The sequence below is a fragment of the Akkermansiaceae bacterium genome (assembly GCA_024233115.1).
Taxonomy (GTDB): Bacteria; Verrucomicrobiota; Verrucomicrobiia; order Verrucomicrobiales; family Akkermansiaceae; genus Oceaniferula.
On record JACKQB010000002.1, the window covers coordinates 479,801 to 496,131 of the forward strand.

Below are 16,331 nucleotides of genomic sequence, written 5' to 3' on the forward strand. Positions count from 1 at the left end.
GTACCGCATGTCGGATTTGAACCAGACAAACAGCTGTCCAATAATCCGTCAAATACTGAACCTTTGGTCCCCTCGCCATAATATGGCTCTTGAAGTTTTTTGTTGGACACCCTATCGAAGAAACCGCAAATTGTTAGGAAATTATTCTACTATCCCATGACCACCTTCATCCACACCGCCGACTGGCAAGTCGGCAAGCCCTTTCAGTCGATCAAAGACCACGCCAAACGCGAAGCCCTCCGGGCCCAGCGCATCACCACCGTGCAATCCTTGCAGCAGGCCGTCAAAACCCACAAGGCGGACTTCGTCGTCGTCGCCGGTGACCTCTTCGATTCCTTCACCCCGGACAAATCCACCGTCGCCGCGTTTTGCTCCGCGGTCGGCTCGCTCGGCGTCCCGGTGTACGCCATCCCCGGCAACCACGACTACGCAGGACCGGGCTGCATCTGGGACCAGGAGTTTTTTCTCCGCGAACAAAAAGCCAGCGCCCCGAACTTCCACCTGCTCCGCCTAGCAGAACCCGTCATCACAGACCATGCCGTCCTCCTCCCCTGCCCCTTGCTGCGCCGACACGAAACCGCCGATCCCTTCGCCTGGCTCTACCAGCTCGACACCGCCGACCTCCCGACCGACCGCCCCTGGCTCGTGCTCGCCCACGGCAGCACCCAGGGCTTCTCGTCTGCCTCCGAGGAGGACACGGATGCCGCCATCAACGATCTCAACATCGACCGCCTGCCCGACACCATCTACGACTACATCGCCCTCGGCGACTGGCACGGCATGAAGGAAATCACCGCAAAAGCGTGGTATTCCGGAACCCCCGAACAGGACCGCTTCGCAAAAGGCGACAACAACCAGCCCGGCCACGCCCTGGTGGTGGAAATCCCGTCCCGCCATGCCGCCCCGGCGGTGACCCCGCTGGACACCGGATGCATCCGATGGCACGAGCTCAGCTTTGACTTGCAGTCGGATGACGCCCTCGAGAGTTTCCAACAGAGCCTCGCCCAGCAGCTCGGCACCCGCGCCAACGAGGACCTGCTCAAGCTGCACCTCACCGGCAGCCTCAGCCTCGACGGCGAACGCCGCCTGGAGGATCTGTTGGAAAGCCTGGAAGCCCGCCTGCTCAACCTGAGGCTCAAGCGCTCCATCGCCGTGGAACCCTCGGAGGATGAGCTCAACGCCCTCACCGAGCGCGACGATCCACTCATCGCCGCCATCGCCGCGGAATTGAAATCCGCGTCGGACAACGCTCACGACCCCGAATCCGCCGCACAGGCACGCCTCGCCCTGCGCGAGCTGCACCTCCAGCTCCAGTCCATTTCCTGATTTCCCACCCACGTATTCTCCCCATGAAACTTCTCAAAGCCCGCGTCCAGAACTACCGCGTCCACCGTGATCTCGAAGCCCGCCTGGATGCTCCCCTGTCCCTGATCCAGGGCCCTAACGAATCCGGTAAAAGCACCCTCGTCGAGGCCATCCACCGCGCCCTTTTCCTCAATGCCAAGGGCACCAGTGAGTCGCACAAGGAAATGGTGTCCACCAGCCACGACGGCACACCCACCGTGGAGCTGGAATTTTCCAGCCATGGAAAATGCTACACCCTGCGCAAGGAGTTCGCCGGCACCAAGGGCAAGACCGAGCTGAGCGCCGAGGGCGAGGCCCCTCTGACCGGCGAAGCCGCGGAGTCGAAACTCGCCGAGCTGCTCGGTGTGGACGGCGGCCTCGGTGGCGGTGCCGCCAAAAAAGGCCTGCCCCAGCGCTGGGCCCACCTCTGGGTGCGCCAGGGCAGCAGCGAGCTGTCCCCACTTTCATCCGATGAAGTACACTCGCCCCTGCGCCGCGAATTGCAGAAGCACACCGGCATGGGTATTCTTGTTAGCCAGGCCGACGCCGCCCTGATCGAGCGGCTCCAGTCACTCGTCGATGAGTCGTTTACCTCGGGTGGCAAAGTCAAGGCGGGGTCAAAACTCAAGGAGCTGGAGGACGCCCTCGACCAGGCGAACAGCTCCCTTGCCGGCAAACAGCAGCAACTCGCCGAACTCGAGAACGCCGCCCGCCAATACACCCAGGGAAAGGAGGAGAGCGCCCGCCACTCGGAGACACTGCAGGCGGCAGACCATGCCCTCAAGCAAGTCGTGGAGAATCTCGAGAAGGCCACCCTGATCGCCAAACAACACGACGACGCCAGCACCAAACTGGGGCAATCACGCAGTGCCCTCACCCAGCTCAAACAAGTCGATCAGGACATCCGCGAAACCTCCCGCCGACTCGAGGAGGCACAGCAGAATCTCAAACCCCAACAGGACCAGGCCGATGCCACCGCGAAAGAGCTCGCTACACTCCGCAGCCAGCTCTCCGACGCCGAAAGCTCCCGGGTGTCTCTAACCACGGAGTCCCGCCTCGCATCCCAGAAACTCGATGCCTGGAAAACCCAGCAGTCGATCCTGCGCAGCCGCTCGGATCTCGGGCAGCGGCAGAAGGCGCTGAAAACCATCGCCAGCCTGCAATCCGACATCCAACAAAAAGCACGCGAGGCCGCCAAGATCGACGCTTTCGACAAGGCATGCCTCGCCAATCTGCAAAAGCTCAGCCGCGAGGCCGACTCCGCCCAGGCGCGCCTCGATGCCTACGCCCTGAAGGTCGAGCTGCTGGAGTCCAACACTCCGGTCAGCCTCGATGGCACCCCGCTCAAGGACGGCGAGGCGAGGACGCTGGCGCAAACCGCCGAACTCAGCATCGGCGGCAACAAAACACGCATCCGCCTCACCCCCGGCGGCCACCAGAACCTCGACCAGGCACGCCAGTGCGCCGGGGAGGCCGCCGCCGCGCTGGCAAAGGCATTCGACCAGCTCGGCATCACCCGGCTGGAACAAGCCGACGAACAGCACCTCAGGTTCCAACAGCTCAAGCAGGACCTCGACCGGTGCAAAAAAGATCTCGCCTCCCTCGACCCCGATGAGGTCGCCGGGGCATGCGACCAGCTCAGCGTCGAGCTGGAGCGCCAGCAGGCCACCTTGGAACGCCTCAACGAGCCCCTCCAGCTCAGCTTCTCCGACCAGCCTGACGCCATCCGCGACGCCTTGGAGGAGGCCGAGCAGGCATGCCGGAAATCGGACACCGCCCTCAAGGCCGCCGACGCCAGGGAAGGCGCGCTTCGCAAAAAACGCGACCAGCTCGAGGCCGACCTCGCCCAGGCCACGGAAGCGCTCGGCAGCCAGAAAACCGAGGTCACTCGCCTCGAATCCCGCATCAAGACGCTCACCGAGCAGGCGGGCGACCCCACCGACCGCGCCACGAAAATCAGCACCCTGGAACTCGGCGTCGAGCAAGCTGAACAAGAACTCAAAAAACTCCAGACTCGCCTCGACGAGCTCGGCCACACCCAGCTCAAGAGCGACCACGAACGCCTTACCGCCACCATCGAGAACTCCAAAAAGCTGCTCCGCGAGGCCGAAAACAAAATGCTCGTCGCCGGGCAATCCCTGCGCAGCGAAGGCTCGTCGGACCCCCAGCGCGAGGTGCTCGAGGCGCAGGCCAGGTGCACAGAAATCGCCGAGTCGCTCGACCGCGTCCGCCGGCAGGCGGAGGTGCGCCGGGAACTGCTGGACCGACTCCAATCCGCCCAGGCCGACAAAGCCCAGACGCTCGCCAAGCCGCTCGAGGAGGCCGCCGCGCCCTACCTCCAGGCGATCTTCGGCAGCCAGACCCGCGCCCGCCTCCAGTGGTCCGACGACGGCACCCGCCTCGAGGGCCTCGCCATCGACCGCACCCACCACCAGGCCGGCCTCTTCGACTTCGAGCACCTCAGCCACGGCGCCCGCGAACAAGCCGCCCTCGCCATTCGCCTCGCCATGGCCGAAGTCCTCGCCAGCGCCCACGACAACTGCCTGCCCATCGTCCTCGACGACGCCTTCACCCACGCCGACCGCTCCCGCGTCGAAAAACTCAAGCGCGTCCTCTACCAAGGCACTCAGAACGGCCTGCAAATCATCCTCCTCACCTGCCACCCCGAAAACTACTCCGGCCTCACCCCCAACGAAATCACCCTCGGCTAACACCCCCCAAAATGCCCCCGCCCACCCACGCGCTGCAAGCCCATAGCCGCCATAGCCGCCATCGCGTGTGGCAAAGCCACTATACGCGACCCACCCCCAACGGAATCACCCTCGGCTAATGCCTCCAGTGCAACATTTTCAGCCAGATAACATCACTCTTCGCTTGTAGCCTCTTTCAGTTTGCCTAACATTCAGCAAACTCAGCACCTCTCCCATGTCCTCTAGCCATCACCATTCCACATCCAATCTACGTGACAATCACTCAAAACGTGGGGCGGTCGGCGATTTTCTAAAACACACCATCCAGCCTGACAGCAAACTCTCCTTCGTATCCGCCTACTTCACCGTTCACGCCTACCAAGCTCTCTCCCAGCAGCTAGACTCTTGTGATTCACTTCGTTTTTTGTTCGGCGAACCTTCCTTCATCACCCAGATCAATTCCAAGGATCAGCAATCCGCCAACTTTACCCTCACGGATACTGGTCTCGCGCTCACCAAGTCACTCAACCAAAGCGCAGCGGCAAAAGCCTGCGCTACCTGGATCAAAGACAAAGCCGAAATCCGTTCCATTCGCCACAGAAATTTTCTCCACGGCAAAGCCTACCATGTGGAAAATGGCGGCGCATCAAGCGCCATCCTCGGCAGCTCGAACTTCACTGTCCCAGGCCTAGGCCTTGGCTCTCAGAATAACAATGTCGAGCTCAATCTCGTGGTCGATTCCGATCGCGACCGCCGCGACCTCAAGGCCTGGTTCGATGAGACTTGGAATGACGACTCTCTCACCAAAGACGTCAAAGACGAGGTCCTCACCTACCTTAACCGTCTGGCCCAGCCGAACTCTCCCGAGTTTATCTACTACCTCACCCTCTACCACCTCTTCTATGAACAACTGCTTCGTGACGAAGGTGAGGATGACAGCCTGCAACGCAGCTCCCTTTACGAGTCCACCATTTGGAAAAAACTCTTCTCATTCCAGAAGGACGGGGTCAAGGGTGCCATCAACAAAATCCGCGAACTCAACGGCTGCATCCTGGCCGATAGCGTCGGCCTCGGAAAAACTTTCTCAGCTCTCGCAGTCATCAAGTTCTTCGAGCTCCGCCACGAGCGCGTCCTGGTCCTCTGCCCCAAAAAACTCCGCCAGAACTGGGCCATCTATCGCCCTCAGAGCAAGCTCTGCCCGTTCCCCGAAGATAAATTTGGCTTCGACCTCCTCTCCCACACCGATCTCTCAAGGGACTCCGGCGAAGTCGATGGCCACCAGCTCAGAGACTTCCGCTGGGACGACTACGATCTCATCGTCATCGACGAATCCCACAACTTCCGTAACAATGCCGTAGGTAAAGCCGAGGACGACGACACACCCAGACGCACCCGCTACGAGCGACTCATCGAGGACATCATTCAGGCAGGCAGAAACACCAAAGTCCTCCTCCTCTCCGCCACCCCCGTCAACAACCAGATTTCCGACCTGCGCAATCAAATTTCCTTCATCGCAGGGGGCGACGTTGCCCGCTCAGCCGACCCCCGCTACGACGCTGCCTTTTCTAACAAACTAAAAATTCTCAGCATCAAGGAAACCTGCCGCAAAGCTCAGCAGAAGTTCACCACCTGGACCAAAAAATCACCCGATGAGCGCAGCACCAAAGATCTGATCAATCAACTGGGAAGCGATTTCTTCCAACTGCTCGACGGCCTCACCATCGCCCGCTCACGATCCCAAATCAAACGCCACTACGCCAAGGAACTTGCCATACTAGGTGGCTTCCCCACCCGCATGCCGCCACAGTCCGAATACCCGGACATCGACACCAAAGGCCAATTCTTTGACTTCAAACAGCTCGATGAGGAAATCAGCAAGCTCACCCTCAGCCTCTATCACCCGTCGCACCACCTTCAGGACAACTTGCCCGCCAAGACCCGCGCGCATTACGACCAAAAAATCGGCAACTTCAACCAGGAGGGCCGCGAGAAAATCCTCATCTCTATGATGAAGGTCAACTTCCTCAAGCGCCTGGAGAGTTCCGTCGACTCTTTCCGCTCCACCCTGGAACGGACCATTGATAAAATCGACACGCTGACAAAGAAAATCGACGCCTTCCAGCAACGGGAAATCGATAACCCGGACATCGACTTCGCCAACCTCTCCGAAGAAGATATCGATGATCTGGAGGTCGACATCGAGGACATCCAGATCGGTGCCAAACACAAGATCAACCTCGCCCACCTCAAGCTTCCCGAATGGCAGCGCGCGGTGGAGAACGACCGTACCCAGCTAAAATTCCTGCTCGATAAATCCGCACCCATCACCCCAGCCCGCGATGCCAAGCTCATCCGCCTGCGCCAGCTCATCGCGCAAAAGCACGCCCACCCGTCCACCAACCGCGACGGCCAGGCGATCCGCAAGGTCATCGTGTTCACCGCCTTCGCAGACACCGCCAGATACCTCTGGGAAAATGTCGCCAAGCCCTTCCACCAGGACACCGGCGTTCACGCTGCCCTCGTCGCCGGCGGCGGCAAATGCGAGACCACACTCGGTGGCTATGACTTCGAGCACATCCTCACCAATTTCGCTCCGCGCTCAAAAAACCGCAACGCCCAGCAGGATCTTCCGCAGGATGAAGAAATCGACCTCCTAATCGCTACCGACTGCATCTCCGAGGGCCAGAACCTTCAGGACGCCGACCTACTCATCAACTACGACATCCACTGGAACCCTGTGCGCATCATCCAGCGCTTCGGCCGGATCGATCGTATCGGCTCGCTCCACTCCCACATCTCACTGATCAACTTCTGGCCCACCCGTGACCTCGATGCCTACATCGGCGTCAAGCATCGCGTCGAGGCCCGCATGGCACTCGTCGATCTCACCGCCACCGGCGAAGACAACTTGCTCAACACAGAGCAAATCGAAGACCTCATCGACTCAGATCTCCACTACCGCAACAAGCAGCTGAAGAAACTGCAAAAGGAAATCCTCGACCTCGAAGACCTCGATACCGAAACCATCTCGCTGGCCGATTTCTCCCTCGCAGATTTCCGTATGGATCTGCTCAACTACCTCGATGCCAACCGCGCAGCACTCGAGTCCGCCGAGAACGGTCTCTTTGCCGTCGTGCCGACCAATCCGGACATTCCCATGGCACAGCCCGGCATCCTTTTCTGCCTGCGCCAGCGCAGCGATGTGCAGAGCACCGAGGTCAACCCACTCTCACCGCACTACCTCGTTTACGTGCACGATGATGGCAACGTTCGCCTCACTTTTGCCCAGCCGAAGCAGTGCCTTAACCTGTTCAAAGAACTTGCCGCCAAGGAGCCCAACGCCTTCACCAAGCTGCACGATCTCTTCGACCAGCGCACCCGCAACGGTCAAGACATGAAGCACGAGAGCAAGCTCATCGAAGCCGCCGCCAACTCCGTCAAGCGCACCTTCCAACGCCGCGCCGCCGCCGGGCTGTTCTCCGGCCGCGATGGCACCCTACCCACCAAAAGCGCCACCCCCACCACCACCGAAGACCTGGAACTCATCACCTGGCTCATTATTGCCGATCCAGCGTCATGAAATTTCTCCTTTCCATTCTCCCAGTCTCAACTAAATTAAATGCGTGATCGATGCACAGAAAATCAGGGAATCCCGCTCCCGTCACTTGTTGCGCAGCTCAGAGCAGGCTGCGAAACAGTTGCGCGCCTTCAGGGAGGTTCTGCCCATTACCACGAACAGTGCGCCATCTTCCGCGACTTTGCGCGAACCGAGGGCTTCTTACTCAGCCAAGCGCCCAGCGAACTAAGCACCGCGCCAGACGAAGAGGGCAATGAACACCAGGTATGGTTTCGCCCCGCCGATGCTTCATTTCTCAAAGCAACCTGGCCAGGCTTCTTTGGCCTGCTCGTCGTTCACCGCCACGATGAAGAGCCCGCGGCCTCACCAGCACAGGCTGGCACCCCTTCCGCATCGACGGAAATCTCGCCTACTTTGATCCGCAGAGGAAACTCGTCGCCTCAGATACCCATCGGGGCAATATCATCGTCATGCCGGATGGACTGCTCGCCCCCATCGATCTCCGCGTCCAACCCCTCACCGACACCCTCCTCGCCATCGTCAAAAATTTAATCTAAAACATCACCTACGCGCGTGACAAAGCCACAATCCGCGCCCCAATCCCTCCCCCCCCAGGCTCCCCAGAGCCGCCCCACCCAATTTCCCATTTCCCATTTCCCATTTCCCATTTCCCAATTTCAAATTTTCTCATCCACCATGCCAGAGCTACCAGCCGCATCACCCGACCATTTCTTCACCGCTGTCCGCGACATCCTGCAGCAGGCACGCGGTCAGGCTGCGCGTGCCGTCAACATCGCCATGGTGGAGGCTTACTGGCTGATTGGCAAACGCATCGTCGAAGAAGAACAAGGTGGCTCTGCTCAAGCAAAATATGGAGCCGGCCTGCTCAAGCAGCTCTCCAAAGAACTCAGCCAAGAATTTGGCAAAGGCTTCTCGCTCGCCAACCTCAAAAATTTCCGCAAATTCTACCTCACCTACCCTGAAAAAGGAAAAAGCTACACACTGTGTAGCCTTTTGAGCTGGAGCCATAATCGCTTGATCATGCGAGAGAAAAGCGAAGCAGCAAGGGACTACTACCTCACCGAATCTAAAAAACAAAACTGGAGCGTGCGCGTCCTCAAGCGTCAGCTCGAAACCCAAACCTACCAACGCCTGCTCTCTACCCAAAAGGACAGCAAATCACTGCCCGGCCAAAACCAACTCAGCACCCAAACCTCAGCACTCGGTATCCTCAAAGACCCCTACGTGCTCGAATTTCTCGGCCTCCCCGAAGACCCCAGCCTCCAAGAAAAAGAACTGGAAACCGCACTCATCAACGACCTCCAAAAATTCCTCCTCGAGCTCGGAGGCGGCTTCTCCTTCGTCGCCCGACAGATGCGCATCAGCACCGAGACCTCACACTTCTACCTCGACCTCGTCTTCTACAACTATCTGCTCAAGTGCTTCGTCGTCATCGACCTGAAAACCACCAAACTCACCCACCAGGACATCGGCCAGATGGACATGTATGTCCGCATGTTCGATGACCTCAAACGCGGCGACGACGACAACCCAACCATCGGCATCATCCTCTGTGCCGACAAGGACGAGACGATGGTCCAATACTCCGTCCTCAAGGGCAACGAACAACTCTTCGCCTCCAAATACCGCACCATCCTCCCCAGCGAGGAACAGCTCGCCGCAGAACTCGAGCGCGAACGCAGTTTACACGAATAACCAGCCCCCCCATTTCCCATTTCCCATTTCCCATTTCCCATTTCCCATTTCCCATTTCCCATTTCCCATTTCCCATTTCCTAATTCCCACCCACCATGCCCGACTTCCGCCACCAGATCTCCACCGCCATCCAGTCCCTCCCCGGCCAGCCGCTCAAGCAGGCCGCTACCTCCCTGCTGGACACCCTCGGCTACACCTCGGACAAGACGCTCGACCTCGGCGACTCCTCACCCCCGGCATTCCTCAACTTCATCCAGCAGCACAACCCAGACGCCTCCTTCGATCAGAAGAAAGCCCTCTTCTCTGACTGGGTCTCCGCCGATCTCCTGTTCCAGCTCACCGATGAAGACCTCTCGCCCGAGTCCACCCTGTTCCAGGAAACCGAGGTCAAGCCCGGCCTGCTGCGCTCCTACCTCTTCTTCGCTATCCAGCTCAATGGCGACTCCGCTGTCAATGGCTCCTACGCCCGTGGTAAGCTCACCGCCATCGCCCGCCAGATCAACCGCGCCTTCCCCATGCCCGTCATGCTCCTCATCCGCCACCCAGAGCAGGGCACCGATGTGCTCTCTATCGCCGTCATCAACCGCCGTGTCAACAGACGCGAAGCCCACATAGACGTGCTCGGAAAAGTCACCATCATCCGCGACATCTCACTCACCGAGCCCCACCGCGGCCACCTCGATATCCTCGATTCCTTCGCCCTGCAAAATCTCGTCCATCCGGAAAAAAAGCCGATTCACGACTTCGACACCCTGCACGCCGCCTGGGAGGAAATTTTCAACGTCGAGCTCCTCAACAAACGCTTCTACAAGGAACTCGCCAACTGGTATTTCTGGGCACTCCCCCAGGTCGACTTCCCCGCAGACTCAGAACCCGAGGACGAGAAACGCCGCGCCACCGGACTCATCCGCCTGCTCACCCGCCTCATCTTCTGCTGGTTCATCAAGGAAAAAGGCCTCGTCCCCGAGAAACTCTTCCACCCCATCGATCTGGAAAACATCCTCAAGGACTTCGACCCCACCAGCGACTCCGACTCCAGCTACTACCACGCCATCCTCCAGAATCTCTTCTTCGCCACCCTCAACCAGCGCATGGGAAAACCCAACGTCAAGGATGCCAAACCCTACCGCCAGTTCGCGCTCGATGAAGGATTCCTCAAAAACAAATCCACCTACGACGTCAACAACCTCTACCGCTACGAGTCCGCCTTCGCCGACGATCCCGACACCGCTCTCACCCACTTCGCCGACATCCCCTTCCTCAACGGTGGACTCTTCGAGTGCCTCGACCGCTCCGAGGAAGGCAGCAACAAGAAACTCTACATCGATGGCTTCTCCCGTAATGCCAACAAACGCCCCCACATCCCCAACTACCTCTTCTTCTCCGACGAGATCAAGGGCGTCGACCTCTCCGACACCTATGGCGACAAAAAACGCAAAAAGGAATCCGTCTCCGGCCTCATCCGCATCCTCAACCGCTACAAGTTCACCATCGTCGAGAACACCCCCATCGATCAGGAAATCGCCCTCGACCCCGAGCTCTTAGGCAAAGTCTTCGAGAACCTGCTCGCCTCCTATAACGAGGAAACCAAAACCACCGCCCGCAAGCAGACTGGCTCCTTCTACACCCCGCGCCCCATCGTCGACTACATGGTCGATGAATCCCTCAAGGCCCACCTCGCCCAGGCACTGGTCGAAAAAGCTGGCATGAAACGCGAAGATGCCGAGGTTGGGTTGGAGCTGCTGTTCCAATATCGCGACGCAGATGAGAAGCTCTTCTCTGACAGTCAGCTCGACACTCTCATCCACGCCATCGATGAAGTCAAAATCCTCGACCCCGCCTGTGGCTCCGGTGCCTTCCCCATGGGTGTCCTCCACAAGCTCGTCTTCATCCTCACCAAGCTCGACCCCGGCAACACCCGCTGGAAACAACGCCAGCTCGATGCCGCCGCCACCATCCCGGACTCTACCGCCCGCGAGGTCGCCACCGCCGCCATCGAGGACGCCTTCGACAACAACGAGGACGACTATGGCCGCAAGCTCTACCTCATCGAGAACTGCCTCTACGGAGTCGACATCCAGCCCATCGCCATCCAGATCTCCAAGCTCCGCTTCTTCATCTCCCTCATCTGCGACCAGAAAACCAACCGCAGCAAAAAAGACAACCACGGCGTCCGCCCCCTCCCCAACCTCGAAACCAAATTCGTCGCCGCCGACACCCTCATCGGCCTGCCGGAAATGGACGAGTCCCTGCTCATCGATCCCCGCGTCAACCGCATCGAGCGCGAAATTGAATCCCTCTACCATCGTCACTTCTCGGTCCAACGTCGCGACCAGAAACTCGCCATTCAGAACAAAGTCCGCAGCCTGCGCAAGGAACTCGGCGACATCCTCTCCGAGAGCCTCATGGCACCCGCCAAGGCCCAGCATGTCGCTCAGTGGGACCCCTTCGACCCCCAGGCCAGCTCCGACTTCTTCGATCCCTTCTGGATGTTCGGCATCTTCTCCGGCAAGAAAACCACCAGGGACTTCGGCACCGTCAATGACAACCTCAGCGGTATCATCGACGACGAACTCACTGCCTCCAAAGTCGAGAACGAAGGCTTCGACATCGTCATCGGCAATCCGCCCTACGTCCAGATCCAAAAATTCCCAGCCAAACAAAAAGCCATCTGGCAGGCTCAGGGATTCCAAACCTACGCCGCCACCGCAGACATCTACTGCCTCTTCTATGAACGCGGTGCCCAGCTTCTCAAACAAGGCGGTTCCCTCGTTTACATCACCTCGAACAAATGGATGCGCGCTGGCTACGGCGAAAAACTTCGCCGTTACCTTTCCACCACTGTCGATACCGAATCCGTTCTCGACTTCGGTATGGCACAAAACTTCGGTGCCGCCACTACCTACACCTGCATCACCCGCTTTTACAACCAGCAGCCCGACGACCGCATCCTCTCCTGCTACGCCAGTGACGACCGCGCTGCCATGGCTGACCCAGCCAGCTACTTCACGGAAAATGCCGTCGTTCAGCCGAATCTCAGCGCCGAACCTTGGGTCGTGCTCACCAAGCAGCGGCAGAAAATCAAATCCCTGGTCGAAGCCCAAGGCACCCCGCTCAAAGACTGGGACATTCAGATCAACTACGGCATCAAAACCGGATTCAACGATGCATTCTACCTCACCACCGAACAGCGCAATGCCCTCATCGACGAGGAACCCAATGCCCGTAAACTGCTTTTTCCAAGGTTACGTGGACGTAACATCAAGCGTTACGCTCCAGATTGGGACAATCAATGGTTATTATTTATTCCGTGGCACTTTCCGTTACACGAAGACTCAACTATTAGTGGAAACTCTCAAACTGCTGAGACCGAATTCAAAAAACAGTACCCCGTGACATACAAACATCTTGAGGGACACAAGAAAAAACTAACTATGAGGAATCGTGCAGAAACAAATATCCGATATGAGTGGTATGCATTGCAGCGCTGGGCATCAAGCTATTGGAGGGAATTCAATCAACCCAAAATTATATATCCAGAATCAACGCAACAGCTGCCATTTTTCTTCGATTCAAAAGGAAAATATTTCATTGATAAGACATGTTTTATAATTCGGGCAAAATTATATCTCATGCCGTTTTTGACAGGCACACTTAATTCAACAATATTTCGTTATTGCTTCAGAGATAACTTTCCTGAAATTTTGGGAAACAGTTGCGGTTTGGCTAAAATATTTCTGGAAAAAATCCACATCAAAAAACCCACTCCGCAACAAGCCGACCTCTTCGCCGCACTCGTCCCCCTCATCCAGTTCGCCAAGGCCGACGGGCAAAGCGCCGCCTACGCCTTCCTCGAAGACCTCATCGACGCCTGCGTGATGGAGTGTTACTTCCGCGACCACATGGCCGAGCACGACCTCCTCTTCCTCGACCAGCTCGCCCCCACCCTGCAAGCCTACGACCCCGACGCCGACGCAGCCACCCAACGCCAATTCCTAGAATCCTTCCTCACCACCCACAACGCCCCCACCGCCAAAATCCGCAACCAGCTCCTCCGCCTAACCGCCGACTCCCCCAACCTCCTCGCCATCATCAAACAGGAAGGGAAAGTATGAGTGAAGCCAACATACCACACAAACAGGGCTACGATGCCGTTTGCCATACTCGTGATGAAGACCACCTCAACCGTTGGCCATTGGCTAAGGAGATCTACCGTATTGCTGTCGATGGACCTGAAGACTGGTCAGTAAGGATTGGAATCTACGGCGAATGGGGATCTGGCAAATCCTCAGTTCTCTCCTTCATCGAATCAATGGCAAAAGCCGATGACCACATCGTCTTTCACTTCAACCCATGGCAATACCATTCCAAAGACGAACTATGGAAAGCTTTTGTTAGCGGACTCTTCAAGCAGATCGAGACAGAATTAGGAGAAACGGTAAAAGGCCAAACAAAGCGCTCAGCAAAAAAGATCGGCGCAGTTGCGGCAGGAGCCATCCCCTCGTTTATTGGAGCGTGGAACAAAGGGGCCGGCGATGCTACCAAAACAGGACTAGGACTACTCCAACATTATCTTGTATTTTCAGCAAAAGACCTCGCCGAATTGAAGTCTGCCCTCAATGGCAAACGTCTCCTAATCTCGATTGATGATCTTGACCGAACCGATGGGGTTCTCGTTCCCGAAATACTATACGCCCTCAAAGAGATCATGGATGTCCCTGGGTTAGCATTCATCTGCGCCTTCGATCCTGTAGTTGTGGGTAAAGTCTTGGGTAAAGCTCATCCTGGGCACGAAGACGGACTCAAATTTCTCGAAAAAATCATCGATTATCCCCGCTGGCTTCCAGCTCCAACCGATGCGCAACTGCTGAAGCTAGCTCAAGTAGAAGCATCGAAAGTCTGCCCATTCGTCCCGCCAGAGCAACTCGCCGAGAGCATACCCACACTGCCGAGGAACCCACGCTCTATCCGGCAATTCATCCGTATCCTTGCCCTACTCAAGCCACAAATTGAACGTCACCACCCATGGGAACTTCAGTGGCCAATCATCCTCGCCGCGAATGTCTTCAAAGTAAGATTCCCGCAACTCGCACAATCGACTTTTAGCAATCACGCATTCTGGGAAAGCATTTACCAAGCAACGCTCTTCACTGAGAAGGAGGAAGAGCAAACGAAGCAGGCACTCGCAGAGTTCATCGAAACCTTAGATGGAACGGTTAGGAAAGAACATGAAGACGACATCAGGAGATGCATCGAAGCCATCGTGAGTAAAGTGGATGCTTGGACAGGCATCTATGGTGAAAGCCTGCAATATCAATTTCACCTCGCTGAATCACCTCATGCAATTACTTGGAAGGAATTCGATGCTTTCTTCGAAGCCTGTTCAATTCCCGATGAGAACCAGATCAATCAATGGGGCGATCAGCACATTCAAGCCATTGAGGAGCAAAAACATCGCGTCATTAACGAACTGTTAGCATCTAGCATCTCTCGCCGCAAACAACACCTCGACAAAGCGGCCAACACCACGACCAAAAAGGAACTCAACGCCCAGATGATGGAGGCATCGAAATCGCTCAAGATAATCCAGGTGCTAATAGCCAAGACCAACGGCGCCTTTTTAAAGAATCATTTCGACGCTATTCTTGATCAAATCGCGGAATACTTCAGTTGGGAAAATGAACCCAAATACCGTGTGGCACGTCGTGAAGAGAAGAAATTCCTCTTCATTATCTTCGACATGAATTCGCCAGACTGGCAGATATGGATTGAGATCATCGGCTTACACCCCTGGCATAGAGACAGGGGGCTGGATCGGCCTGAATGGAAGAAGTTTGAAGCAGAGCTTCGTGAAGCCCTCCGCGATCGCACCTCACTCTGGTTGATCGAAAGCTTTTTCACCATACCCAACTTCCTCAGATCAATATTTTCTAGTGAAGAAAACGGCAACCAGCTCAAGAGTCTATTTCTCGATCCGAAAGCTCCAATCTGGACAACGCACAAAAAGAAATTTCTCAAGCAACTCAAAGGGAGAAATCCCGACCTTCAGCACAATTGCTACAGGCTACTCTCCAGCCTTCTTGGTATTGCTGATGGTGGGTTGGAAAGCAGCCAAGCAAAAGAACTTCTAGCAGACAAAGAACTCATCACCTCTCTTTGGAAACAATGCCTATCCAATCCTCTCAATCCACGAATGGTCGGCAGCCTACGCATCTCCCGAGACAAACTTACAACCGAATACAAAATCGAATGCCCAGTTCCCAAGTGGTGGGATCGCACATGTGCAGAACTGGATTGCAAATAATCGTCATGATTACCCTTCTCTTTCTGATTTAAAACAAAACACAAACACAATGACTCCAGATCCCGACACCGACGACGTCTCCACCGCTCTCTCACTACTCCGTGACTCGCTCTCGGAGGAAGAGCAGCGCATCCGTGCCGAGGGTGCCCAAGCGATGCAGAGCGGCGAATACGACACCGCAACCTCGGTGATCGACTTCGCCAAACGCCTGCTGTCCTTCCGCGATAAAGTCGAAGGACTCGTCAGCGAGTGGGACGAACTGGCAGACCTACGCGACAAAGCCAGCCCCGAGGTGCAGGAAATCGTCAGCAAACGCTTCTTCGGCAAAAGCAAAAAAGGCGAAATCACCCCGCACGAAGATTACTGCCGATACATTCTCGAAGTCTTAGTAGAGATGGGAGGACAAGGTAAAACCAGGCAAGTAATCGACGCCGTTGGAGAACAAATGAAACACGTTCTCAAACCGAAGGACTACGAGCATCACCAATCATCAGGCAACCAACTCCGCTGGCGCAATACCAGCCAGTGGGCCCGCAACATGATGGTCAATGAAGACGGCCGCATGAAATCAGACTCCCCCCGCGGCCTCTGGGAAATCTCCGCCAAAGGCCGCCACTGGTTAAAGGCCCGGTAAGGAGCGGAATCATCAAAGCGACTTCAAGCGTTTGATCATCTCCTGTTAAATACCTTCATTCAGCCT

The 16,331-nt window shown here is 56.8% G+C and carries 8 protein-coding genes; all 8 read left to right on the top strand.

Annotated elements, in window-relative coordinates; genetic code table 11:
• Positions 1-156 precede the first annotated feature (156 nt).
• The 8 genes from H7A51_06195 (at position 157) to H7A51_06230 (ending at position 16,265) form a co-directional block, all read left to right on the top strand.
• Positions 157-1,326 carry a metallophosphoesterase gene (locus H7A51_06195; GenBank protein ID MCP5535811.1) on the top strand — a complete coding sequence of 390 codons (1,170 nt, stop codon included), beginning with the start codon at positions 157-159 and terminating at the stop codon, positions 1,324-1,326.
• A gap of 23 nt (positions 1,327-1,349) precedes the next feature.
• Positions 1,350-4,055, top strand: a complete 2,706-nt coding sequence (locus H7A51_06200) for an AAA family ATPase (protein MCP5535812.1) — start codon at positions 1,350-1,352, stop codon at positions 4,053-4,055.
• Between the two features lie 214 nt (positions 4,056-4,269).
• Positions 4,270-7,614 (top strand): ATP-dependent helicase, encoded by a 3,345-nt coding sequence (locus H7A51_06205; GenBank protein ID MCP5535813.1) that lies wholly within the window; start codon positions 4,270-4,272, stop codon positions 7,612-7,614.
• Positions 7,615-7,653: 39 nt separating this feature from the next.
• Positions 7,654-8,163: a hypothetical protein gene (locus H7A51_06210; GenBank protein MCP5535814.1), complete on the top strand. Its 510-nt coding sequence runs from the start codon at positions 7,654-7,656 to the stop codon at positions 8,161-8,163.
• A gap of 144 nt (positions 8,164-8,307) precedes the next feature.
• Positions 8,308-9,327 (top strand): DUF1016 domain-containing protein, encoded by a 1,020-nt coding sequence (locus H7A51_06215; protein MCP5535815.1) that lies wholly within the window; start codon positions 8,308-8,310, stop codon positions 9,325-9,327.
• A 95-nt stretch (positions 9,328-9,422) separates the two neighbouring features.
• Positions 9,423-13,442 (top strand): Eco57I restriction-modification methylase domain-containing protein, encoded by a 4,020-nt coding sequence (locus H7A51_06220; protein ID MCP5535816.1) that lies wholly within the window; start codon positions 9,423-9,425, stop codon positions 13,440-13,442.
• Positions 13,439-15,631 (top strand): hypothetical protein, encoded by a 2,193-nt coding sequence (locus tag H7A51_06225; protein ID MCP5535817.1) that lies wholly within the window; start codon positions 13,439-13,441, stop codon positions 15,629-15,631. Before H7A51_06220 ends, H7A51_06225 begins: the two co-directional genes overlap by 4 nt.
• Before the next feature lie 49 nt (positions 15,632-15,680).
• Entirely contained in the window at positions 15,681-16,265 is a 585-nt protein-coding gene (locus H7A51_06230) for a winged helix-turn-helix domain-containing protein (GenBank protein MCP5535818.1), read from the top strand.
• Positions 16,266-16,331 lie beyond the last annotated feature (66 nt).

What these genes read in the sequence shown, in the direction of transcription:
- H7A51_06195 (MCP5535811.1), top strand. Translation starts at nt 157, where the DNA reads ATGACCACCTTCATCCACACCGCCGACTGGCAAGTCGGCAAGCCCTTT.
- H7A51_06200 (MCP5535812.1), top strand. Translation starts at nt 1,350, where the DNA reads ATGAAACTTCTCAAAGCCCGCGTCCAGAACTACCGCGTCCACCGTGAT.
- H7A51_06205 (MCP5535813.1), top strand. Translation starts at nt 4,270, where the DNA reads ATGTCCTCTAGCCATCACCATTCCACATCCAATCTACGTGACAATCAC.
- H7A51_06210 (MCP5535814.1), top strand. Translation starts at nt 7,654, where the DNA reads ATGCGTGATCGATGCACAGAAAATCAGGGAATCCCGCTCCCGTCACTT.
- H7A51_06215 (MCP5535815.1), top strand. Translation starts at nt 8,308, where the DNA reads ATGCCAGAGCTACCAGCCGCATCACCCGACCATTTCTTCACCGCTGTC.
- H7A51_06220 (MCP5535816.1), top strand. Translation starts at nt 9,423, where the DNA reads ATGCCCGACTTCCGCCACCAGATCTCCACCGCCATCCAGTCCCTCCCC.
- H7A51_06225 (MCP5535817.1), top strand. Translation starts at nt 13,439, where the DNA reads ATGAGTGAAGCCAACATACCACACAAACAGGGCTACGATGCCGTTTGC.
- H7A51_06230 (MCP5535818.1), top strand. Translation starts at nt 15,681, where the DNA reads ATGACTCCAGATCCCGACACCGACGACGTCTCCACCGCTCTCTCACTA.